The organism is Bacillus cereus group sp. BceL291, assembly GCF_051776705.1.
In the GTDB taxonomy this organism is placed as follows: domain Bacteria; phylum Bacillota; class Bacilli; order Bacillales; family Bacillaceae_G; genus Bacillus_A; species Bacillus_A cereus.
Map to the genome: position 1 here is coordinate 49,220 of NZ_JBPWAP010000028.1, position 21,800 is coordinate 71,019.

Below are 21,800 nucleotides of genomic sequence, written 5' to 3' on the forward strand. Positions count from 1 at the left end.
ATCCCCATTCTTTCATTTTATAGATTCACAAACACATTGTAGTAATGCTTCTACAGTGTACTCTTTCGGCACAATAACAGACGGAAAATAAAGACTTGCCTCTTTTTCCGTAATAGGTCCTATACAAGCAATTGTACATTTTTTTGTCCATTCTCTCCAGTTTGTACCCTCAAGTAAACGAACAAAACTAGTAACAGTTGAAGGGCTCGTAAATGTAATAATGTCTACTTTCCCTAACTTCAATGCCGCTATAAGCTCTTGCTTTTTTTCTATATTCACTTTCGTACCGTATACGGTTAGCTCATCTAGAGAAATACCAATTTCCCGAAGTGCAACCGGAATTACCTCTCTTGCTAAATTCCCTTTCGGAAATAAAATACGTTCATTTCCACTTAATTCTTTTAGAAACTCTTCTGCAAATGCTTCTGCAACAAATAAAGTCGGAACAAAATGAACTTGATAGCCCCTTTTTTCTAACTCTAATTTTGTTTTCACACCTACCGCAGCGATTTTAATGGTTAGTGGTAGTTTCTTTTTTAAACTATCTAGAAAAAAAGCTACACCATTTCTGCTCGTAAAAATAACCCAGTCGTATGAATGTAGCTGCTCTTCAATATGTTGAATTTGCCTATGAGACATACCTTCCATACGCAAAAGCGGAATTTCCAATGGAATTCCGCTCTTTTCTTTCACTGCTACACTCATTTGTTTCGCTTGATGCTGGGCACGTGTAATCAATACCGTTTTTCCAGCGAGAGCGTTCATATTTATTGTTGCTCCTTATTTGCAGCAAGAATGAGTTCTTTGGCGCCTTGCTTAATTAAACGGTCCGCGGCCTCTAATCCTACTTCCTCAGGATTAGTACCCACTACTGTCTCTTTTAATAAAACAGAGCCATCCATAGAGCCGACAAGAGCTGTTAATTCGATTGCATCGTTTTCTGTAAGGATTGCATATCCAGCAATTGGAACTTGGCATCCACCTTCAAGTTTATGAAGAAATACTCGCTCCGCTGCCACTGTTCTTTCTGTTATCGTATCATTAATATGCGCTAACAATTGCAATAAATCCTTATCATCCTCACGACACTCAATCGCTAATGCACCTTGTCCTACAGCAGGTACACATAACGCTTCATCTAAATGTTCTGTAATAACTTCATCATCCCAGCCCATTCTTTGTAATCCAGCTGTCGCTAAAATAATCGCATCATAATCTTCTTCTTTTAATTTACGTAAACGTGTATCGATATTCCCGCGAATCCACTTAACTTGTAAATCTGGTCTCGCAGCGAGTAGCTGTGCACTACGTCTTAAACTACTCGTACCTAAAATAGCACCTTCCGCTAACTCTTTAAACGATGCTCCATTTTTTGAGATAAAAGCATCACGAGGGTCAACACGCTTTGGTGTACAGCCAATCATTAAACCTTCTGGAAGTACGGCTGGCATATCTTTCATACTATGTACAGCCATATCGATTTCTTTCGTAAGTAGCGCGTGTTCAATCTCTTTTACAAACAAGCCTTTGCCGCCTACTTTTGAAAGAGTAACATCTAAAATAACATCACCTTTTGTGACAATTTCTTTCACTTCAAATTCATATGGTAGACCTAGGGCTTTTAACTGATCAATAAACCAGTTTGTTTGCGTTAATGCTAGTTTACTCTTTCGTGATCCTACAATAATTTTGCGCATAATTCTCTCTCCTCATTATAAATACCAAAAGTGGAAATTGGATAAACTGCTTAATAGAAAAATGTTTACTAGCATTACGAGAAACGATCCGATATTCCACTGTACAATTTTCTTACCTTGCAACACATCTGCCGCTCGTAAATATAAACCTGTGCAATACACAAATAGAACGACAAAAGATCCGATTACTTTCGTATCATACCAATGGAAATTATCCAATTTTGTATATCCCCATATACATCCTAATAAAATTGCTAGTAAGAAAAATGGAACAGAAAATAAATTTAATCCGTAAGACATAGATTCTAGCTTCGGTAAATTCCCTAACCTTCTTAATCTCGCATTCCATTTTTTCTTTTTTAATAGGCGATATTGTAATAAGTACATAATAGAAAAAATGAACGATACAGTAAACGTTGCGTAAGAAATAATTGCCATACCGACATGCACGTATACAAGTTCTGAAACTAATTGTTCCGCAAGTACTGGCGACATCTTTCCGAGCGGTGTAAAAATAGAAAAAGCGCTTACGCCAAATGCAACAACATTTGTAAAAAAGACTAAAAAGTCGATTCTCATAAATCGATTAATGACTAACGACATCGTAATCAATAACCAAACATAAAAATAAATCCCTGATAATAAAGTTAAAATAGGATTCGTTTCTGAATCTGTAGCCCTAAGCAACATAAAAATAGACTGCAGGACCCATACAATCGCAAGTAACCAAAAAGCAAATCGGTTCGCCTTTCGGTTACTTTGGAAATAATCTATAAAATATAAACTAATGCTACAAGCATATAAAATAATTGCAATATGATAAATAATACTGTTATTTAAAAAACTCATCCGATCATCCTTCCAAATTATAAAGATGGAACGGATGGTGTCCACACTTTTTTATGTTCTACTTCTTCCGCACAACTCTCTACGTCTTCCGTTTCTAAATCGAAAATCTTCGCAAATAACGCTAATTTTTCGCTCGCTCCCTCTTCAGCAGCTATTTCTTTCGCTACTAAAATTGGGTCTTTTAATAATTGATTAATAATACTTTTCGTATGCTTACTAATGACTTTTTTCTCACGATCACTAAGGTTTGGTATTTTTCGCTCTAGGCTTACCATCGTTTCACTTTGGATTGCAAGTGCCTTATCACGAAGAGCTGATATTAATGGAACAACACCAAGTGTACTTAACCACGTTTTAAATAGAACAATTTCCTCTTCAATCATAAATTGAATTTTCTCTGCTTCTTTCAAACGCTCAGCACGGTTTGCCTCCACTACTCCTTGTAAATCATCAATATCATACAAGAAAGAACCTTCTAGCTCATCAATCGCTGGATCAATATCACGTGGCACTGCAATGTCAACCATAAACAAAGGGCGACCAGAGCGCATTTTCTCTACCTTCGTCATCATCTCTTTCGTAATGACATACTCCGATGCACCAGTTGAACTAATTAAAATATCTGCTTCTAATAATGCACATTGTAATTCGCTTAACGATTTTGCATGTCCCATATATTTCTCAGCCATTACTTCTGCTTTCGAAAGCGTCCTATTCATAACTGTTACTTTACGAGCACCACTTCCATATAAGTTTTGCAGTGCAAGTTCGCCCATTTTACCAGCCCCAAGAATAAGCACATGACAATCTGTTAACTCGCCAAATATTTTCTTTCCAAGCTCAACAGCAGCATAACTAACAGACATCGCACTTTCCCCGATTGTTGTTTCTGAGTGGGCACGTTTTGCTAATGTAATGACTTGCTTAAACAATTCATTAAAAATTGTGCCTGTTGCTTTAACTTGTTGCGCTTCTAAAAAGCTATCTTTTATTTGACCTAAAATCTGCGTTTCTCCGACTACCATAGAATCTAAACCGCACGTTACGCGGAATAAATGATCTATTGCACCATCTTGTTCAAAAATAGTTAAATATGGCGCGACTTCTTCTATTTCAAGCTGAAACCAATCAGCTAAAAACTTCTTAATATAATACCGTCCCGTGTGTAATTGATCGACCACAGCATAAATCTCAGTGCGATTACAAGTTGATACAATGACATTCTCTAACACGCTCTTTTGATTTTGTAATGTAGTCATCGCTCGCTCTAGTTCTGCTGCCTGAAATGTGAGTTTCTCACGAAATTCTACAGGGGCTGTTCGATAATTTACACTAACAACAAGAATATGCACGCAGCATGTCCCCCTTCACCCGTTTTATCACTTTATCTACTATCATAATACAACTTTCCTCTTATGAATCTGACAATCGTGTGAACAACCGATTATTTTTTAATTATTATCCGTATGTAATAAAGGAGATTCAGTAACACTAATAAAAAAACTTCTACTTTATAATGATTATAAATTAATAACTCTATTTGTACGTTACCAAAAAAAGCCCTCATAATCAAGTGATGGAAACTATTCCATATAAATTATAACATCATCTTCCCTATCTTCTTTCATCATGAAGGAAAATATGTATGATTGTTCCAAAATGCAACAAAGACTTTCTCAATACAATGTATTTGACATTGTATTTCTTTTTCGTTATATTGGTTTTACAAAATTAAATTGCACACAACTTAATTAGAAGGGAGTTATTTATGACAGAGGACTCTTTGCATCTAGATAACCAACTTTGTTTTTCTATTTACGCCTGCTCTAGAGAGGTTACTCGTTTTTATCGACCTTATTTAGAAGAAATGGGTATTACGTATCCCCAGTACATTACTTTACTCGTACTATGGGAGCAAGATGGACTAACAGTAAAAGAAATTGGAGAACGTCTATTTTTAGATTCTGGTACTTTAACACCTATGTTAAAACGCATGGAATCATTAAAACTTGTAAAACGTGTTCGTTCCAAGGAAGACGAGCGAAAAGTTTGTATTAAATTAACAGAACAAGGCAAAGATTTAAAGGAAAAGGCTTGTTCATTACCGACAACGATGGCTACAAACTTAGGAATTACAGAGCAAGAATATCGCTCTTTATTAATTCAACTAAATAAACTAATTGACACAATGAAAACAATTAATGATGGAAAAGGGGAATAAATATGGATAAATTATATACTGCTTCAGTAACAGCAACAGGTGGAAGAAATGGGAAAGTAGTTTCAGATGATGGCATATTAAATCTTGATGTAAAAATGCCGAAAGCACTAGGTGGTGCAGGCGGAGAAGCAACAAATCCAGAACAACTATTTGCAGCTGGTTATGCAGCTTGTTTCGATAGTGCATTACAACTTGTCATTCGTACAAAACGTGTGAAAGTAGAAAGTACAGAAGTAACTGCTCACGTTTCTATCGGAAAAGATACAGATGGTGGTTTCGGTCTATCTGCTGTACTTGATGTACATGTGGCTGGCGTTTCACATAGCGAAGCACAAGAACTTGTAGAAGCGGCTCACGGTGTATGTCCTTACTCGAAAGCAACACGAGGAAATATTGAAGTTACATTAAACGTACGCTAAAAAATTTAGCAAAACAAAAACGCGCGACATTCGTCACGCGTTTTTTGTTTTTGTAAATTTATGAATTGCTTTCCACGCTTCTTCTTTTCCAAGTCCTGTTTCAGAAGAGAATAGAACAATTTCATCGCCAATTTCAACAGCAAGCGTTTCTTTTACAACTTTTAAATGCTTTTGCCATTTCCCTTTCGGAATTTTATCGGCTTTCGTCGCAATAATAATTGTTGGGATTTCATAATGCTTTAAGAAATCATACATCATCACGTCATCACTTGTTGGTTGGTGACGTAAATCAACTACTAATACAGCTGCGTCTAATTGCTCACGAGTTGTAAAGTACGTTTCAATCATTTTCCCCCATGCAGCGCGCTCTGATTTAGATACTTTTGCATATCCATAACCTGGAACGTCAACAAAGTGCATCATCTCATTGATTAAGAAAAAGTTCAGCGTTTGCGTTTTTCCTGGTTTAGAAGAAATACGCACTAACTTTTTACGATTTAAAATTTTATTAATAAAGGAAGACTTCCCCACATTTGAACGACCTGCTAATGCAATTTCTGGTAAATCACTGTCTGGATATTGTTCTGGTTTAACAGCACTAATTACAATATCTGCTTTTGTTACTTTCATTGTTTCACTCCTACTAATGCGTGCTCCAATACTTCATCTAAATGAGATGCAAGCACAAACGTAAGGTTTTCTTTTACGCTCTCTGGAATATCATCTAAATCTTTCTCGTTTTCTGCTGGCAAAATAATTTTTGTTAAGCCTGCGCGGTGAGCACTTAATGTTTTTTCTTTTAAACCACCAATTGGTAATACACGACCACGAAGTGTAATTTCACCTGTCATACCCACTTCTTTACTTACAGGAATACCTGTTAGCGCAGAAATAAGTGCCGTTGCCATCGTAATACCTGCTGACGGTCCGTCTTTTGGAACTGCTCCTTCTGGAACGTGAATATGAATATCATTTTTCTCATGGAAATTCGGATCGATCTGAAGCTCTTCTGCACGAGAACGTATATAACTAAACGCAGCTTGTGCTGATTCTTTCATAACATCCCCAAGTTTCCCTGTTAAAATTAGTTTCCCTTTTCCTGGCGCTACAGAAACTTCAATGGCAAGTGTATCGCCGCCTGCTGCTGTGTAAGCTAGACCTGTTGCCATACCAACTTGGTCTGTTTTTTCAGCTTGCCCATAACGGAATATGTGTTTACCAAGTAAATCAACAATCTTTTTCTCTGTCACAACGATACGTTTACGTTCTGCTGTAACGATAATCTTCGCTACTTTACGGCAAACTTTTGCAATTTGGCGCTCTAGCGTACGAACACCAGCCTCACGTGTATAATAACGAATAATCTCAAGCAGCGCTTCATCACGCACTTGTAAATTACCTTTTCGTAAGCCATGTTCTTTTAATTGTTTCGGCAATAAATGCTCACGAGCAATGTGTACGTTTTCAAGTTCTGTATAGCCAGCAATCGAAATGATTTCCATGCGGTCAAGTAATGGACCTGGAATACTTGAAAGTGTATTAGCAGTTGCTACAAACATAACTTTTGATAGATCATATGGTTCTTCAATGTAATGATCACTGAAGTTATGGTTTTGTTCTGGATCTAATACTTCAAGTAATGCCGCTGATGGATCTCCACGGAAATCGTTAGACATTTTATCAATCTCATCTAATAAGAAGACTGGATTAACTGTTTTCGCCTTTTTCATACCTTGAATAATGCGTCCTGGCATTGCTCCAACATATGTACGACGGTGACCACGAATTTCAGATTCATCACGCACACCACCAAGAGATACACGGACGAAGTTACGATTCAATGATGTTGCAATTGAACGCGCTAACGAAGTTTTGCCGACCCCAGGAGGGCCTACTAAACAAAGGATAGGTCCTTTTAATGAATTCGTTAACTTCTGTACAGCTAAATATTCAAGTACACGCTCTTTCACTTTTTCAAGACCGTAATGATCGTTATTTAAAATCTCTTCCGAATGAGCAAGATCAATTATATCTTCTGTTGCCTCTGTCCACGGAAGCGCTAATAACCAATCAATATAATTGCGAATAACACCACTCTCCGCAGAACTTGCTGGTAACTTTTCATAACGATCTAATTCTTTCAGGGCAGCCTTCATTGTTTCTTCCGGCATTCCTGACTGTTCAATTTTCTCACGAAGTTCTTCTACTTCTCCGCCCTTGCCTTCTTTGTCGCCAAGTTCAGTTTGAATCGCCTTCATTTGCTCACGTAAGAAATATTCTTTTTGCGTGCGCTCCATGGAACGTTTCACTTTTTGCCCAATTTTCTTTTCTAGGCTAAGTAACTCTTGTTCATCTTGAATAATTGAAATAAGTGTTTGTAATCGTTCTTTTACAGATACAATCTCTAAAATCTCTTGTTTCTGCTTCGTTTTAATCGGCAAGTGAGAAGCAATTAAATCAGCTAATCTCCCTGGTTCTTCCACATCAGCTACCGTTGCAAAAGTTTCATTTGAAACTTTTTTCGAAACTTTAATATATTGTTCGAAATGCTCCAGTAACGTACGCATAAAAGCTTTCTCTTCTAAATCATCTTCTACTTCTTCAGTTACCGTTTTAATAGACACTTGTACTACATTTTCTTCTTCGATAAACTCTATTACTTCTGCTCTATGTAAACCTTCCACAAGGACACGAAGCGTACCGTTCGGCAATTTTAACATTTGCTTCACTTTCGCCACTGTACCTACACTATATATGTCATCTTCTTTCGGATCATCGATATTCATTTCTTTTTGCATTGCTAAAAAGATGATATTTTCATCCATTGCCGCCTGCTCTAGTGCTTGTATCGATTTATCACGTCCTACATCAAGATGCAAAACCATCGTTGGATATACGAGAACGCCTCTTAATGGTAGGAGGGGCACGATTCTTTCGTTCGTATTCATACTAGACATAGCACCTCCATAATAAATTAAACTCCTGTTCAACTATTTTATATTACAATACACCTAGATGCAATTGCTGAGATTCCGCGCAATTGTAAATAGCTTGTTTTTCTACCTCACGAAAAGAAAAAGACTCCGATTAAGCATACAAACTTAAACGAAGTCTGGCAAATTTTATTATTGTTTATTTTTACATAGATTGTGCATCTGTTTCGTCTACGTTAGTATGTACATCTAGCTCTCTATGCATATTTCCTTGCATAAACGTTAACTCAAATACTTCTTTTAACTTACGGACAGGAATAATTTCAATTCCCTTGATCGTATACAAAAATGGTTGCATATTTTCAGCAGGAATAATGACTTTCTTAGCTCCCGCTTTTTTCGCAGCTTTTATTTTTGCGTATACACCACCAATAGGCTTTACTTCTCCGTGTATACTTATTTCACCTGTCATCGCTACTTCATTATTTACATACGTGCGATGCACCGCAGAATATACACCTGTTGCCATAGCGATTCCTGCAGAAGGGCCATCAATTGGGATACCCCCTGGAAAATTAATATGTATATCGTATCCTTCTGGCAACACATCTAAAGAACGAAGTACTGTTAATACATTATCAACAGAGCCTTTCGCCATACTTTTACGACGAATAGATTTCGTTTGACTACCAATACTTTCTTCTTCCACAATTCCGGTAACATTTACCGATCCTTTATCTTTCGCCGGAATTGCTGTTACTTCAATTTCTAATAACGCACCTGTATTTGGTCCGTATACAGCAAGACCATTTACAAGACCAATCCTTGGAATCGGATAAATGCGCTTTTCATATTTCGGTGTAAGCTGACTTGAGTGAACAACCCACTCTATATCTTCATCCTTAATGAAAGAACGTTCTTCATTTATCGCCATACCCGCAGAGATTTGCACGAGATTAATCGCTTCTCGTCCATTCCTTGCATACATCCCAATCATCTCAATACCATTTTCACCTATTTGCATTTCCACTTTTTCCGCGGCATTTTTCGCTACTTTTTGAATTTCTTCCGTATCTAATTCACGGAAAAATACTTCTAAGCAACGTGACCGAATAGCAGGAGGAATTTCCTCTGGCGAACGTGTCGTTGCTCCAACTAAGCGAAAATCTGCCGGTAAGCCTTTTTGGAAAATATCATGTATATATGTTGGGATCATTGTATTTTCTTCACTATAGTACGCACTTTCTAAAAATACTTTTCGATCTTCTAACACCTTTAACATTTTGTTCATTTGAATCGGATGGAGCTCGCCAATCTCATCAATAAACAAAATACCACCATGTGCATCTGTTACAGCACCTTTTTTCGGTTGCGGAATACCTGCTTGCCCCATCGCCCCAGCACCTTGATAAATCGGATCATGCACCGAACCAATTAAAGGGTCTGCGATACCACGTTCATCAAACCGAGCTGTTGTCGCATCAAGTTCAATAAATGTTGCATTCGTACGAAATGGAGATTTAGGATTTCGTTTCGCTTCTTCTAATACAAGACGTGCTGCCGCTGTTTTCCCAACACCTGGTGGGCCATATATGATTACATGTTGCGGATTCGGACCACAAAGAGCCGCTTTTAACGACTTAATCCCGTCCTCTTGCCCTACAATATCTAAAAAGGTTGTAGGACGCACCTTTTCTGCTAGCGGCTCTGTTAAAGAAATCTCACGCATTTTACGAAGTTGTTCTAATTCTTTTTTCGATTCTCGATCAATTGAAACTTTTTGTGTTCGTTGATTTCGAAGTAAATGCCAGAAATACAATCCGACAATTACACCAAAAACAAGTTGAACAACTAAAAATATATTTGTCCAGCTCATTATTTATTTCCTCCCGCAATATTTTATCTCTTAGTATTTCCGCGGAGGAACGTAGCTAAACATAAAGAAAAACAGCAATTATAAAAATTGCTGTTTCCCTTTCGCATTATGCAGATGTTTTTGTATCAAGTACAGTACCGTCTTGTAACACCAATTTTGGCGGCTCATTATCAGCTACTGTTTCTTTTGTAAGAATACACTTCTCGATATCTTTACGAGATGGAAGTTCGAACATTACATCAAGCATTAAGCCTTCAATAATAGAACGAAGTCCACGAGCACCCGTTTTACGTTCAATTGCTTTTTTCGCAATTTCGATTAGTGCACCTTCTTCAAACTCTAACTCAACATCGTCAAGCTCCAATAGTTTTTGGAATTGCTTAACAAGTGCATTTTTCGGTTTCGTTAAAATATCAACAAGAGCATCTTCATCAAGTGGCTCTAGGTTCGCAATAACTGGAAGACGACCGATAAACTCTGGAATTAAACCAAATCTTAAAAGATCCTCTGGTAATACGTGAGATAAAACATGCTTCTCATTTACATCAGCATTTTTCTTCTCAGAACCAAATCCAATTACTTTTTCACCAAGGCGACGTTTAATAATCGGCTCAATGCCATCAAACGCTCCACCACAAATGAATAAGATGTTCGTTGTATCAATTTGAATAAACTCTTGGTGCGGATGCTTACGACCACCTTGAGGTGGAACGCTTGCTACAGTACCTTCTAAAATTTTCAGAAGTGCTTGCTGCACACCTTCACCAGATACATCACGTGTAATTGATGGATTTTCGGACTTACGTGCCACTTTATCAATCTCATCAATATAAATGATTCCTTTTTCCGCTTTCTCTACATCATAATCAGCTGCTTGAATTAATTTTAGTAAGATATTTTCTACATCTTCTCCAACATATCCAGCTTCTGTTAAAGATGTTGCGTCCGCGATTGCAAATGGAACATTTAGAATACGCGCTAACGTTTGTGCAAGTAATGTTTTACCACTACCTGTTGGCCCGATAAGTGCGATATTACTCTTCGCTAATTCTACATCATCAATTTTGCTGTTAGAATTAATGCGTTTGTAATGGTTATATACCGCTACCGCTAGTGCTTTTTTCGCGCTATCTTGCCCGATGACATACTCATCTAAGATTTCACGAATTTCTACCGGTTTCGGTACATCTTTGAATTCTACTTCTTCGTCCTTCGCAAGCTCCTCTTGTACAATTTCAGTACAAAGTTCGATACACTCGTCACAAATGTAAACACCTGGACCTGCCACTAACTTTCGAACTTGCGTTTGTGTTTTACCACAGAAAGAACATTTTAATTGCCCTTTTTCATCATTAAATTTAAACATATTTTCACACCCCTTACAAAGTGCTAACCTCTTGCCTTCGTATGTACACGATAAATGTATCGTATGTAAATACATATTATGTCACTACGTGGCGAGAAATACAAATAATATGACTAGTTATGTACAAATAAAAAATTTTTAAAACTTTTGAAATATGTATATTCGACTTGTAAAGGAACTTTTCCTTCTCCATCGAAAAGTTTTATAAATATATTTCTATATTTATAAAACAAGGCACGATTTTAATCGTGCCTTGTTATTTTATTATGCAGCGTTTTCTACTAAGAAGTCTACAGCTTTACGCACTTTAAGATCTTCAGCTAAAGCGTCTACGCTTCCAAGAGCTTGCTTGATAGCGTCTACTGGCATACCGTACATTTCAGCCATTTTTTCAACTTCTGCAGTTACTTCTTCTTCAGTAACTTCGATGTTTTCAGCTTCAATGATAGCTTCAAGAACAAGATTGATTCTTACACGTTTTTGTGCATCTTCTTTCATTTGCTCTTTTAATTTGTCAGCATCAGTACCTGTGAATTGGTAGTAAAGCTCAAGGTTCATACCTTGTTGGCTTAAACGTTGCTCGAATTCACGAACCATACGATCTAACTCAGTGTTGATCATAGCTTCTGGAATTTCGATTTCAGCGTTAGCAGCAGCTAATTCTACTACTTCGTCACGTACTTTGTGCTCAGCTTCGTGCTTTTTGCCTTCTTCTAAGTTTGTGCGAAGTTTTGCTTTTAATTCATCAAGAGTTGCAACCGCTTCGTCTGCTTCTTTAGCGAACTCGTCGTTTAACTCAGGAAGTTCTTTTGTTTTGATTTCGTGAATTGTTACTTTGAATGTTGCTGGTTTGCCAGCTAATTCAGCAGCATGGTACTCTTCTGGGAATGATACTTCAACGTCTTTAGACTCACCAGATTTAAGACCGATTACTTGCTCTTCGAAACCTGGGATGAATGTACCAGAACCGATTGCTAGAGAGTAGTTTTCGCCTTTTCCACCTTCAAATGCTTCGCCATCAACGAAACCTTCGAAGTCGATTACAGCTGTATCACCGTTTTCAACAGTTCCTTCTTCTTTAACAACTAGTTCAGCTTGACGCTCTTGTAAAGATTTTAATTCGTTCTCTACATCTTCGTCAGTTACAGTTGTTTCAACTTTTTCTACTGCTAAACCTTTGTACTCACCTAATTTAACTTCAGGTTTTACTGTAACTTTTGCAGTGAAGATAAGGTTAGCATTTTTTTCGAACTTCTCGATGTCGATTTCAGGATGATCAACTGGGAAGATACCAGCTTCTTCAATCGCTTCACCGTATGCTTTTGGTAAAATGATATCTAAAGCATCTTGGTATAAAGATTCAATACCAAAGCGTTGTTCGAATAATGGACGAGGCATTTTTCCTTTACGGAAACCTGGTACGTTAATTGTTTTTACTACTTTTTTGAACGCAGCGTCGATAGAGTTGTTTACTTCTTTAGCATCAACTTCGATTGTTAAAACGCCAACGTTACCTTCTAATTTTTCCCATTTTGTAGACATTTATTCTTTCCCTCCAACTATAATAATGTATGCACATACCTCTATAGATTAAGATCTTCATTATCTCTTTTTTGAAATAACAAATACACAAATAATCCTCTAGCAAAAGCTTTCAGATATAATGTTCCAATCTACTAATTGCCCAGAAGACAACTACGGTATATTTTGTTCGAGAATAATATGAAACATATTAAGTAAGAGAATTACACTTCTCTTCTCTTACAAACAGGCAGTTTTCTGCCTTTTGCAACCCTTACATTATAACATAGAATATGCTCGTTTCAAGAACTGAACGATTCTTTTTCATAATTATACGGGCAAATATCCTTCTCTTTCAACACGTAATAACCATTGATAGGCAATATGAAACTCTTCCAATTCGATATTGTATGCTGCCATAAGCTCTTCTTCATCAATAGCCAATCCGAAACGCTTTCTTCCAATTCTCTCTAAAACAGCTGACCAAATCTCTTCTTTATCCATTAATAGAGCGAATGGGAAAACGCTAATTTGCAATTCTTTCCAATATGTAACCATCGCTTCAAATATATCGGGATATTTTTGCTCTAATCGACTTGATAATTTATGTATAATGTTATTGGATTGCTCCTCATTATGACCTGTAAATGCTGGAATTACCTTAATCGTATTCCCAAACTTTTCTACCTCTATTTCCTCTTCTACCTGACTTTCTATCATTTTATACAAAATAGAAGTTTTCAAATAGGGGTGTTGCTCTTCGTCTATTAAAAATTTCTTTAAAACAGGTAATGCAAGATCTAAGTCTTTTAATGAAAGTCGCTGAATCGCTCTTAGCTTCTGTCCAAAGTTTTCTCCAAAAATTTCTTTAGTAAACTCATCCAACTCAAAATTTGAATCCACTAGCGATGCGTCTCCCTCATTTAGCATACCTTCTGCAAATAAAGCAAGCTGCGCTAATTTTTCCTTTTGATCAGGCATTATATCTTTCGTTTGTAAAACCTTTTCAACAGTTTCAATAACACCTTCATAATCATTTGTTTGAACTAAAATAGTCACGTACGTTTCAAGAATATCACCAAATAAGACAACTCCTGTTTTAAGCAACTGTTCACATTTGTCTTTCGCTTCTTCCATACGTTTTAATTCGAGTAAACAAATAACTGAAGCTAATTCCGTTTGTTCCGTTTCCGCATTATACTGACGTAATATTTCAAAGCAGCGCAATGCATCTTCGAACTTCCGCTCTTTCAGCGCTAAAAAACCTTCATCAATATAGCGCTCTGATAGTTGTGGAAACAATACGACCGTATTTTCTTTTTTATCCATACGTCCGCCTCTTTTTCTTGATTTTAATTATGTTCAAAGTAAATATATCAAATGCGTAATGAGAACACAACATCCCTAAATTATTTGTTTGAAATATGAAAATATTTAATTTTTACATTCCAATACAAATAAATCTCTACTAAAAATTAAAATTGTACAAGTAAAAATCCCCAGCAACAAACGCAGAGGATTCATCATTAATGGAAAGCTTTTATAATTGTGGGGTATATTACAAGGGTAATAATTTGGAGAACAATAATTGCCATAACAATCATGCTAAAATAGAAGATTGGTTTACTTCGCTTCATTAAAAACATAATAATAAGCATCGTACAAGCAAACAAACTTAAGAAGAACAAACTTGTTGTCGAACTAAGTATACCACTTGGGACAAAGAACAATAACACTACACTACAAGTACCTATAATTCCAAATAACCATTCCATTCATTCACTCATTCCCTTTCCCTCTCATGGCTGTTTTCTCTAAGCAATCAAATGTTTCACAACATCAACTACATACGTTAATTTCTCATACGCTACAAATCCAAAAGCAACCGTCAAGCCCGTTACAACTAATCCTTTCATCATTTCTGCCTCCTCGTTTTATCGTTGTTATCTTCATTATAAAAGATTAGCAATTTCTTACCATCGAACTACCTTACAGTTACCTTACAGAATTGTAAGATTTCAAAAAGAGATTGAAAAACACCTCATATCGCTTGAGGTGCTTTCACGGAATTTATTTATAATCACTTGCAAAATTAACTTTTTTCTCTTGGTTATTTTTCGGAGAATCCACTCTTAAACTAATAGATTTACTAAATAATTTAGGATCAAAATAATTATTCATTACTTTTCTTAACTTACCTTCAGATATTTTCGTATTACAAGAAAACAAAGGATGAAGATCATGTTAATATATTTTTGTACAATTAAGGCTTTAATTTACAAGGGGGATTATATATGTTTAAAAAAAATGGCCGCAGATGTATTAGGACTAAGCGATGTAGGTTCTGTTATTACACCTAAAGACTATGATAAGGTCGATGCCGATGATTATGTAATGCATGAAGATGGGGAGAAAATTTACTTTCTAATCAAATCGAAATCAGATGAATATTGTTTCACAAACAAAGGGTTAATTCACTTAGACGGTACAAGCGCAACAAGTAAAAAACGTACACTACGCCGCTTTAGCTATAGTAAATATCAAATTAAAAACGTAGCGCTTGAAACTGCGGGAACGATTGATTTAGATGTAGAAATTAAGTTCCAAATGGGCGATGAGCATTACTCAATTGATGTTCATAAAAAACATATTGAAGAATTAAAAGATTTATATAAGGCTTTACTTAAAATCGAAGAAATTTCATACGACAACGATATTACATTACAATATGCACATAAAAGTTTAGATATGGCATCTAATGCCTTTAGCCGCATTTCAAACGCACAAGTAAACTTAGCAGAGCAATTTAAAGAGATGAACGAGATCGCCTTTAACTGGCTTGTTGATACGAAGAAACAATATAATGTGAAAGATTATGGTTTTGTCTTTGACAAGTTTATTAACAACTAATTTAAAACAAACAAAAAACCTTGTTATCAAAAGATAACAAGGTTTTCTTAGCGTCCCAGGAGAGATTCGAACTCCCGCTCCGCCCATTTCCGTACTATTTTATATATTTTGATCGCAGTCTTAATATATCTTCTCCTTCGCGAATGCCTGCCGATCCTTTCCTCACATTTTTTACGACAGTCCAATTCGGGTTAGTTTCATCACCGATGTTCTGTACTGTAAAATTGCCATCACCATATTTCCGGTGACCTTCCGCCAATTTCTCCGTTAAATCATTCTCATTTGATCTCGCCATCTTTGCGCCATCTCCCTTTTTTATACGACCTTCTTAAACCATCTAACCAATCACAGGTCCAGTCAATTGGAGATTCTCGTTTTCCGCTTCTATTAATTGTAACACACTACCGGGAATAAGTTCCGATAACTGCTGCTGAATTGTACTAGAATGGTAAAGAGTTTTATAATATTGTAAGTAAACAATTAAGAGAATCTGGATATGGATTTGAGTTCCATCATAAACCTATTGATTCTTTAAATTAAATAAGAGGAATAGGGCGCATAAATGGCGCTCTTTTTATTTAAGAAAAAGAAGTACATATGCAACTACTTAATATCAAAGGAAAGGTCGCAAATATCAAGAATGAACTACACCTATAACCCAAACATTAAATTTTAGACAAACAAAAAACCTTGTTATCAAAAGATAACAAGGTTTTTTTAGCGTCCCAGGAGAGATTCGAACTCCCGAACCAATCTATAAAACTTGCATCATAATAGCCTATACATTTCAGAAATTGAAACTTTCCAGTTTTCGGTCAAGTGACCTTTTGAGAAAATCTTACCTTATTATATAGGCTACCGTCAAGGTAAGATTTTCTCAAATTAACCAACTCTTCAGAATGTTATAATTTCTAGTGCAAACCAAAAGGAGGATAAGTGATGAGTGGAAAAAGAAAAGATGTGAAGTTGCATGTGACTACAACAGGTGAACTTAATTGCAAACTCTTTGCAGAAACCTTTATGGAGATAGTTCGCAGGAAGATACGTAACGGTGAAATAGACATAAATAAATATAAAGAAATTTCAAAGGCTGAAGACTCTTCTGCTAACAAGGAGGTGAAAGCAAGTGATTGTTAACGTTGTAGGGGAACTTAATTGCAAACTATTTGCAGAGAAGTTTGTTGAGATAGTCAGGAAGGAAATCTTAAACGGTGAGATTGACCTCGAAAAATATAAAGAAATCATAAAGGCTGAAGACCTAAGAGATAAAAAGGAGTGAGAAGATGAAAGTTGAAACTGTTGGGACTTTAGATTGCGAGACTTTTGCGAAGGTGTTTCTAAGTATAGTCAGAGAAAACGCAATAAAAGATAATGAAGAAAAGGCTGAAGACCTTAAAGATAGAGAGGAGTGACGACTTGTCGCTCCTCTCCTCATCCAGACTATATGTTACTCGGAAGTAACTCTAAATAGACATCAGCTTTGATAACTCTTATAGTTCACATGTAAGTACTGAATTTCCTTCAGAGTAAAACCTTTTGCAGTTTTAATCAATTGATCCTTACACTGTTCCAAATCCCTATAGAAATCCAATAACCTACTCGTGATAATCTCCTTTTGAAGCTCATCTTCTTCAATGTCATCTCCTGAAACAAAAGATAATTCGTTGTATGCGGCTTCAAACTCATAGATTTCGTCCTTCAAGTTATCTATCGAATTAAGTAATGTCATATAAAGTTTCCCTTGATTGTTCATCTCATTAAGCTTATTCATTCCGTTAAAAGTATCGTTTCCTACTAATTTCATTTTAAATTCCTCCATTAAGTTATTATATTCTTTCTTCAATAAAGTCTCGAGACTTTTTAAGTAAAAATTTGAAGCCCTTTTACCTATTGGGCTCCTTATTTGTATCATCTTCTAGTTTCTCTCTGGGCTTTCTAGGAGTTAATGGTTTACCGTTCTCCACTAGCTCGAGTACCTGCTCTACCAGCTCCCTACGCCTAGGAGACTCGATACCCTTCAGACATGAATGCAGACGTGCTAACTGATCTCCATCAGACTCAGAAACTTGAAACAGGCTAGCAATATATTCTCTGCGGCTTTGCTTCTTTCGTTTAATTACATCACTCATGTTGTTTCACCACCTCGGTGATTAAAGATTAACACAAAGTCTCGAGACTTTTCAAGTGCAAATTTGAAATTATTTTAAGATTTCTTTCCCCTTCTATGATTCCAAACAAAAAAGACAGCTACGAAAGTAACTGCCTTGCAAGTTTATCCGTCATTAGACCTTTCAAGATATCCCGATCTTCCTCTGAGATTTCAAACTTCAAGTTTCTATCTTCTAGAGAGAAAGCTACTGGCGAGCGGAAGAGATCTTCTGAGATAAACCACACAAAACGATCAGACTCATTGAGAATCCGGATAGGCTTGTAATTTCTCTTAAGTTGTCGCTTTAGAGATTTTCTATCAGCCAGAATAAGTTTACCGTAGAAGATTAGGTCATCGAAGGAATGCTCTGAAGGTTGAATCCAAGAAGATAAATTGCGAAGTTCATGAGTAGACACTATGAAGGAAAACCCCTCTGAGGTTTTTACCTCATGGAGTGAGTCATTTATTGTTTTATCGTTGAGGATAGCCATTAGTGAATCTCCTTCTCGATGTTCTCAATCTCAGTTTGGAGATTTCGGATATCTTGTGCGATTCCTCGAAGGTTCTCTGTAGAATAAAGCTCGGTAAGTTGTTTGAGTTGCTTGCTTTCGCCGTTTTCAAAATCCTTAGGGCTATTATAATGATCGAGCCAATCTTTAGAGTATCTTGGACTCTCCGGATCATTGCTAGGTCTTTGAATATAGGCGTCAAAAATCTCAACAGGACAATTCTCCGAGTAGATTTCAGTCTCATAGAAGTCGTCAGATTTCGGGATATCCTTTAAGTCGTTGGAACGTAAGCGTCTGTATACCAGCGGATTAGCCTTTTTAATGTCCTCAGCAAGAGTTGGAGAGATATCTCTGTAATTTTTCAGCGGAGTAATCTTATCGACCTGTCCCCAAGAGTTTGTATCTACGACAGAAGGAATCCCCTCAATCTCACGATAGAGTTGCACATTTCGGAGGTGAGAAGCTCCTGTAGTCAATTCGCCATATACAAATTCTTTGCTTTTAAGCTGCTCTTTTTTCTCAGCATGTTCTGCTTTAAGATCAGCTATGTATTTTTCAGATTCGGCTTGTAGTTTTCTTCCTGCTGGTGTTCTCATGAACGCTTCAAAGTTAATAGAGTTTGTCATACTTGTATCATCCTTTTTTGTTGTATTCTTTAGTGATTTATGATTTAAAGTTTTATTCTTTAATGTTGATAACGTCAGGCCCTGGAGTTATATCTTTAAGTTCAGGCTCTTGCAAGTCATCATCTAAGCCTTCAATATCGACAACGATAGTTTTATCTCCGAGATGAAGATTCTGGTTATGAGGGCCATCAAAGAGTACCTTATGCCACTTAGCTAAAATCTGCATAGCTTGTACTCGAACGTTTGACGGAGTTCTCACTTCTGTAATCTTATCCGTCTTAGCGTTTACAAAATCGTCTGTCTCGTTTCCTCGTGCGATTGCTGACAATTCAGATAAGAGCTCAGTATAGCTCATGATTGAAGTAGCAGCTCTTTGGTTGCGTAATGCTGAAAGATAAGCCCTCGCGTTTGGCATCTGGGTAATTTTTCTCCCATAGCTTTCGGAGATTCCAGTCATTTCAGCCGCTCTGGAAATATTCATTTTCGTTTCGATTAAGTTGTGGAGGAAATCTTGTTGCTTTAGATTGAGAGATGCTGATAACTCTATAGGAATACTCATGTGGAATTGTAAATCGTTATCATAGCTTGAGGGTGAAAGTGTGATTGAAGTATCCAATTCTCTCCAATCTTTAAGGGTCTTACTATTGGAGATATCTTTTACTTTTTGGGAGTTTTTCGTTTTAGGGGATTGCTTAGAGGTCTTCTCGCTTTGATTACTCATGAGAGTCACCGCCTTGGAGTTTTTCGCTCTCTTGAAGCTTGTCGAATCGTTTGAGCTTCTCTGAGATGTCGTCAAGTAGTTGTAAGCTTTCCTGAATCATAGCTTCTGAAGTCATCCACGGAAGTTGCGCTACTAGTCTGGAACCTACCGAACATTGTGATCTGTAAGATGATTCTCCTTTGATTGCCCTCTTGAACTGCTGATAATGAAGCCCTGCTTTATTGCAAAGGTCGACTATTGAGATATAGTGGAATTTGTAACAGAAGATGATATAACGGAGATGGTTTCTAGCTCTGAGATCAGTCTCAGGCAATGTAATATCCAGTTTCAAAAATAAATCATTCCTTTCAAGGGTGTGTTTTGTTAGAAATTTAACTTAATAGATAAAAAATATCTCGCCCGGATCCTAAGTAAGTAGCTCAGGATTGGACGCAATGCCTCGAAGAAGAGTTTCTACTACGGAAGAAAATCACATTAAAAAGCGCTTGGAATCTAAACTTTCCATATGATTTTTAGTGACTCTATTAAGAGCCCGGCGAGATATTTTTTTTGAGCTTAAAAGGCTATGCTGTACAAGCAAGTTATCCTCTCAAGGATTTCTCACTCAAGAGGAGACTTGCTTGTCACAAAAAAGGAGAAAGGAAAGAACTTGAATGCGTTGCAATCGAAAGCAACATTTTAAAAAGTAGACTTTTAGAGAAGGAGGGATCTCTGAAGTGTAAAGAAAGGATCGGTAGAAACTGAAAACTCAGGAGGTAATTCCCTAATCTCAGCTTCTATAGACATTATACCAAGAATTATCCTAATTGTAAATACATTAACATTTAAATATACAATCAAATATAGTAATTCGTCAAGTTTTTTTCCCTAAACTTATTAGAGAAAATCTCCTGAGCTCTCACTCTGAAGTAATTAGACATATAATAGAGATTGGTTCCCCACCAGCCCCGCCGCTTTTCTTTGTCCACCCCCACGCCTCTAGCCCTTGTTGGATTTTCCCTCGAGCCATTCGTCAAAAATTAAATCACAGGAGAATTATAAGCTTGTAAGTTCTCCTCTATATTCGACTTACTTTCGCTTCTTCTCTGTCGTGTCGCTCTTTTTTCTTTTCCTGATCGCTCATCAATTCCTTTGTTGTTGTTCGCTCTGTTGCCTCCTCTTCTTTGTATCCTCTGTTACATCCACTGTGTGACGGCTCTGTATGTACTCTCCTGTGCTACTCTCTGTTGTTGTAGCTCTTGCTATATTACCTCTGTGTTTATCGGCCCTTTTGCACACTCTCTCAAGTCCTCTTCCAATACGCTGTGTGGTATCGACATCACCACATAGTAACCTTATAGACTTAGCTATAAAGCATAACTTATAGGTACATTAACTAGGTGGATATACGGGTAAGCATTTCAATCTGAGGAGATTCACTGCTTACTAGGTAGGCTTTCCATCTGATAAGATTAACCCTTACTAGCCCCACTTCTGTGAGGATCATCTACTAAGATAATAACTTACTATAGATAATTAACTATTATAAATTACTGGTTATAAGATTTATTATGTAAACTAGATAGATAATATCGTGAATACCCTTCAGAGTTGTAACCGTGTAGCTCATTCCGTTAGCAGTAAGGCTTCAACCGGCATCCTTATAGATTCAGTGAGATGATACCTTCAAGTGAATAAATCACTAGGGTTTCAATCTGGCGAGAATGATGTATTTAGATGAATATTTATTCTTATAAAATTCCGTATTTATAAGGTTTTTCGCATAAAAGTTATCAATTCTATGCAGTTACCTTTGTAGGAAGTAACTTCATGTAGGAATCACTCTATAGATTACCCTTGAGGGTATTTGAATTTCTTGAACGGTGATTATTTTAGCCACAGAAGGGCTTTTATGTTTTTAGTAACTTAATAGTAAGCCACCATTATCATTGAAAACCCAGCCAGTTTATAATAAACCATACATGAAAATTTTATAAATGTATGGGGGAATTTTGGGAGATGAT

At 36.7% G+C, this 21,800-nt stretch carries 23 protein-coding genes and 1 pseudogene; 7 read left to right on the forward strand and 17 right to left on the reverse strand.

Going from position 1 to position 21,800, the window contains the following annotated elements; genetic code table 11:
• Positions 1-12 precede the first annotated feature (12 nt).
• From hemD to hemA, 4 genes are read right to left on the reverse strand one after another with little or no spacing between them, the layout of a single operon-like run.
• Positions 13-765: a uroporphyrinogen-III synthase gene (gene hemD / locus ACS2CR_RS18330; RefSeq protein WP_000992342.1), complete on the reverse strand. Its 753-nt coding sequence runs from the start codon at positions 763-765 to the stop codon at positions 13-15.
• Between the two features lie 2 nt (positions 766-767).
• Positions 768-1,697 carry a hydroxymethylbilane synthase gene (gene hemC, locus ACS2CR_RS18335; protein WP_053512748.1) on the reverse strand — a complete coding sequence of 310 codons (930 nt, stop codon included), beginning with the start codon at positions 1,695-1,697 and terminating at the stop codon, positions 768-770.
• 15 nt (positions 1,698-1,712) lie between these two features.
• Complete coding sequence (locus ACS2CR_RS18340) at positions 1,713-2,546, reverse strand: cytochrome c biogenesis protein (RefSeq protein ID WP_000008991.1); 834 nt, start codon at positions 2,544-2,546, stop codon at positions 1,713-1,715.
• Between the two features lie 17 nt (positions 2,547-2,563).
• A complete protein-coding gene (hemA, locus tag ACS2CR_RS18345) occupies positions 2,564-3,898 on the reverse strand; it encodes a glutamyl-tRNA reductase (RefSeq protein ID WP_000547867.1) in 1,335 nt (444 codons plus the stop codon).
• A 416-nt stretch (positions 3,899-4,314) separates the two neighbouring features.
• Here hemA and ACS2CR_RS18350 point away from each other — a divergent pair, with 416 nt between their 5' ends.
• Both ACS2CR_RS18350 and ACS2CR_RS18355 read left to right on the forward strand, forming a co-directional pair.
• On the forward strand, positions 4,315-4,767 hold the full coding sequence (locus ACS2CR_RS18350) for a MarR family winged helix-turn-helix transcriptional regulator (RefSeq protein ID WP_053512747.1): 453 nt from the start codon (positions 4,315-4,317) through the stop codon (positions 4,765-4,767).
• A gap of 2 nt (positions 4,768-4,769) precedes the next feature.
• Complete coding sequence (locus ACS2CR_RS18355; protein WP_000359781.1) at positions 4,770-5,186, forward strand: organic hydroperoxide resistance protein; 417 nt, start codon at positions 4,770-4,772, stop codon at positions 5,184-5,186.
• Between the two features lie 33 nt (positions 5,187-5,219).
• Here ACS2CR_RS18355 and ysxC read toward each other — a convergent pair whose 3' ends face one another.
• From ysxC to ACS2CR_RS18390, 7 genes are all read right to left on the reverse strand, one after another.
• Positions 5,220-5,816, reverse strand: a complete 597-nt coding sequence (gene ysxC / locus ACS2CR_RS18360; RefSeq protein WP_000869116.1) for a ribosome biogenesis GTP-binding protein YsxC — start codon at positions 5,814-5,816, stop codon at positions 5,220-5,222.
• On the reverse strand, positions 5,813-8,143 hold the full coding sequence (gene lon, locus ACS2CR_RS18365) for an endopeptidase La (RefSeq protein WP_438906070.1): 2,331 nt from the start codon (positions 8,141-8,143) through the stop codon (positions 5,813-5,815). The genes ysxC and lon overlap by 4 nt, the downstream gene beginning before the upstream one ends.
• A gap of 181 nt (positions 8,144-8,324) precedes the next feature.
• The gene (gene lonB / locus ACS2CR_RS18370; RefSeq protein ID WP_000119180.1) at positions 8,325-9,995 is read right to left on the reverse strand and encodes an ATP-dependent protease LonB; all 1,671 of its coding nucleotides are present in this window, start codon (positions 9,993-9,995) and stop codon (positions 8,325-8,327) included.
• A gap of 106 nt (positions 9,996-10,101) precedes the next feature.
• Complete coding sequence (clpX, locus tag ACS2CR_RS18375) at positions 10,102-11,361, reverse strand: ATP-dependent protease ATP-binding subunit ClpX (protein ID WP_000472289.1); 1,260 nt, start codon at positions 11,359-11,361, stop codon at positions 10,102-10,104.
• A 264-nt stretch (positions 11,362-11,625) separates the two neighbouring features.
• The gene (gene tig / locus ACS2CR_RS18380) at positions 11,626-12,903 is read right to left on the reverse strand and encodes a trigger factor (RefSeq protein ID WP_000105215.1); all 1,278 of its coding nucleotides are present in this window, start codon (positions 12,901-12,903) and stop codon (positions 11,626-11,628) included.
• Positions 12,904-13,212: 309 nt separating this feature from the next.
• Entirely contained in the window at positions 13,213-14,211 is a 999-nt protein-coding gene (locus tag ACS2CR_RS18385; RefSeq protein WP_000358271.1) for a hypothetical protein, read from the reverse strand.
• A gap of 197 nt (positions 14,212-14,408) precedes the next feature.
• Positions 14,409-14,657 carry a hypothetical protein gene (locus ACS2CR_RS18390; protein ID WP_001983650.1) on the reverse strand — a complete coding sequence of 83 codons (249 nt, stop codon included), beginning with the start codon at positions 14,655-14,657 and terminating at the stop codon, positions 14,409-14,411.
• Positions 14,658-15,123: 466 nt separating this feature from the next.
• Between ACS2CR_RS18390 and ACS2CR_RS18395 the strand changes: the two genes are divergently transcribed.
• On the forward strand, positions 15,124-15,792 hold the full coding sequence (locus ACS2CR_RS18395; RefSeq protein WP_309567689.1) for a PH domain-containing protein: 669 nt from the start codon (positions 15,124-15,126) through the stop codon (positions 15,790-15,792).
• Positions 15,793-15,886: 94 nt separating this feature from the next.
• On the opposite strand, the gene ACS2CR_RS18400 is transcribed toward ACS2CR_RS18395, so the two are convergent.
• On the reverse strand, positions 15,887-16,087 hold the full coding sequence (locus ACS2CR_RS18400) for a hypothetical protein (protein ID WP_000124460.1): 201 nt from the start codon (positions 16,085-16,087) through the stop codon (positions 15,887-15,889).
• 152 nt (positions 16,088-16,239) lie between these two features.
• Between ACS2CR_RS18400 and ACS2CR_RS18405 the strand changes: the two are divergent.
• From ACS2CR_RS18405 to ACS2CR_RS18420, 4 genes and pseudogenes are all read left to right on the forward strand, one after another.
• Positions 16,240-16,332 (forward strand): annotated as a pseudogene (locus ACS2CR_RS18405) (DUF6572 domain-containing protein); the annotation flags it as partial.
• Positions 16,333-16,731: 399 nt separating this feature from the next.
• The gene (locus ACS2CR_RS18410; RefSeq protein ID WP_053512745.1) at positions 16,732-16,929 is read left to right on the forward strand and encodes a hypothetical protein; all 198 of its coding nucleotides are present in this window, start codon (positions 16,732-16,734) and stop codon (positions 16,927-16,929) included.
• Complete coding sequence (locus ACS2CR_RS18415; RefSeq protein WP_170924153.1) at positions 16,919-17,071, forward strand: hypothetical protein; 153 nt, start codon at positions 16,919-16,921, stop codon at positions 17,069-17,071. The genes ACS2CR_RS18410 and ACS2CR_RS18415 overlap by 11 nt, the downstream gene beginning before the upstream one ends.
• A 4-nt stretch (positions 17,072-17,075) precedes the next feature.
• The gene (locus tag ACS2CR_RS18420; protein WP_254912756.1) at positions 17,076-17,204 is read left to right on the forward strand and encodes a hypothetical protein; all 129 of its coding nucleotides are present in this window, start codon (positions 17,076-17,078) and stop codon (positions 17,202-17,204) included.
• Positions 17,205-17,266: 62 nt separating this feature from the next.
• Here the strand turns inward: ACS2CR_RS18420 and ACS2CR_RS18425 are convergent, their stop codons facing one another.
• The 5 genes from ACS2CR_RS18425 to ACS2CR_RS18445 form a co-directional block, all read right to left on the reverse strand.
• Positions 17,267-17,596 (reverse strand): hypothetical protein, encoded by a 330-nt coding sequence (locus ACS2CR_RS18425; RefSeq protein ID WP_053514501.1) that lies wholly within the window; start codon positions 17,594-17,596, stop codon positions 17,267-17,269.
• Positions 17,597-17,675: 79 nt separating this feature from the next.
• Positions 17,676-17,921, reverse strand: coding sequence for a hypothetical protein (locus tag ACS2CR_RS18430; RefSeq protein WP_016110942.1), 246 nt, complete (start codon positions 17,919-17,921; stop codon positions 17,676-17,678).
• Positions 17,922-18,039: 118 nt separating this feature from the next.
• On the reverse strand, positions 18,040-18,432 hold the full coding sequence (locus ACS2CR_RS18435; protein WP_053514502.1) for a hypothetical protein: 393 nt from the start codon (positions 18,430-18,432) through the stop codon (positions 18,040-18,042).
• On the reverse strand, positions 18,432-19,076 hold the full coding sequence (locus ACS2CR_RS18440; protein WP_053514503.1) for a hypothetical protein: 645 nt from the start codon (positions 19,074-19,076) through the stop codon (positions 18,432-18,434). Before ACS2CR_RS18440 ends, ACS2CR_RS18435 begins: the two co-directional genes overlap by 1 nt.
• Positions 19,077-19,128: 52 nt before the next feature.
• Positions 19,129-19,797 carry a terminase small subunit gene (locus tag ACS2CR_RS18445; RefSeq protein WP_053514504.1) on the reverse strand — a complete coding sequence of 223 codons (669 nt, stop codon included), beginning with the start codon at positions 19,795-19,797 and terminating at the stop codon, positions 19,129-19,131.
• Positions 19,798-21,800 lie beyond the last annotated feature (2,003 nt).

Excerpts from the sequence above, each read along its gene's own strand:
- hemD (WP_000992342.1), bottom strand. The coding sequence starts at position 765 with ATGAACGCTCTCGCTGGAAAAACGGTATTGATTACACGTGCCCAGCAT.
- hemC (WP_053512748.1), bottom strand. The coding sequence starts at position 1,697 with ATGCGCAAAATTATTGTAGGATCACGAAAGAGTAAACTAGCATTAACG.
- ACS2CR_RS18340 (WP_000008991.1), bottom strand. The coding sequence starts at position 2,546 with ATGAGTTTTTTAAATAACAGTATTATTTATCATATTGCAATTATTTTA.
- ACS2CR_RS18350 (WP_053512747.1), top strand. The coding sequence starts at position 4,315 with ATGACAGAGGACTCTTTGCATCTAGATAACCAACTTTGTTTTTCTATT.
- ACS2CR_RS18355 (WP_000359781.1), top strand. The coding sequence starts at position 4,770 with ATGGATAAATTATATACTGCTTCAGTAACAGCAACAGGTGGAAGAAAT.
- ysxC (WP_000869116.1), bottom strand. The coding sequence starts at position 5,816 with ATGAAAGTAACAAAAGCAGATATTGTAATTAGTGCTGTTAAACCAGAA.
- lon (WP_438906070.1), bottom strand. The coding sequence starts at position 8,143 with ATGTCTAGTATGAATACGAACGAAAGAATCGTGCCCCTCCTACCATTA.
- lonB (WP_000119180.1), bottom strand. The coding sequence starts at position 9,995 with ATGAGCTGGACAAATATATTTTTAGTTGTTCAACTTGTTTTTGGTGTA.
- clpX (WP_000472289.1), bottom strand. The coding sequence starts at position 11,361 with ATGTTTAAATTTAATGATGAAAAAGGGCAATTAAAATGTTCTTTCTGT.
- tig (WP_000105215.1), bottom strand. The coding sequence starts at position 12,903 with ATGTCTACAAAATGGGAAAAATTAGAAGGTAACGTTGGCGTTTTAACA.
- ACS2CR_RS18385 (WP_000358271.1), bottom strand. The coding sequence starts at position 14,211 with ATGGATAAAAAAGAAAATACGGTCGTATTGTTTCCACAACTATCAGAG.
- ACS2CR_RS18390 (WP_001983650.1), bottom strand. The coding sequence starts at position 14,657 with ATGGAATGGTTATTTGGAATTATAGGTACTTGTAGTGTAGTGTTATTG.
- ACS2CR_RS18395 (WP_309567689.1), top strand. The coding sequence starts at position 15,124 with ATGTTAATATATTTTTGTACAATTAAGGCTTTAATTTACAAGGGGGAT.
- ACS2CR_RS18400 (WP_000124460.1), bottom strand. The coding sequence starts at position 16,087 with ATGGCGAGATCAAATGAGAATGATTTAACGGAGAAATTGGCGGAAGGT.
- ACS2CR_RS18410 (WP_053512745.1), top strand. The coding sequence starts at position 16,732 with ATGAGTGGAAAAAGAAAAGATGTGAAGTTGCATGTGACTACAACAGGT.
- ACS2CR_RS18420 (WP_254912756.1), top strand. The coding sequence starts at position 17,076 with ATGAAAGTTGAAACTGTTGGGACTTTAGATTGCGAGACTTTTGCGAAG.
- ACS2CR_RS18425 (WP_053514501.1), bottom strand. The coding sequence starts at position 17,596 with ATGAAATTAGTAGGAAACGATACTTTTAACGGAATGAATAAGCTTAAT.
- ACS2CR_RS18430 (WP_016110942.1), bottom strand. The coding sequence starts at position 17,921 with ATGAGTGATGTAATTAAACGAAAGAAGCAAAGCCGCAGAGAATATATT.
- ACS2CR_RS18435 (WP_053514502.1), bottom strand. The coding sequence starts at position 18,432 with ATGGCTATCCTCAACGATAAAACAATAAATGACTCACTCCATGAGGTA.
- ACS2CR_RS18440 (WP_053514503.1), bottom strand. The coding sequence starts at position 19,076 with ATGACAAACTCTATTAACTTTGAAGCGTTCATGAGAACACCAGCAGGA.
- ACS2CR_RS18445 (WP_053514504.1), bottom strand. The coding sequence starts at position 19,797 with ATGAGTAATCAAAGCGAGAAGACCTCTAAGCAATCCCCTAAAACGAAA.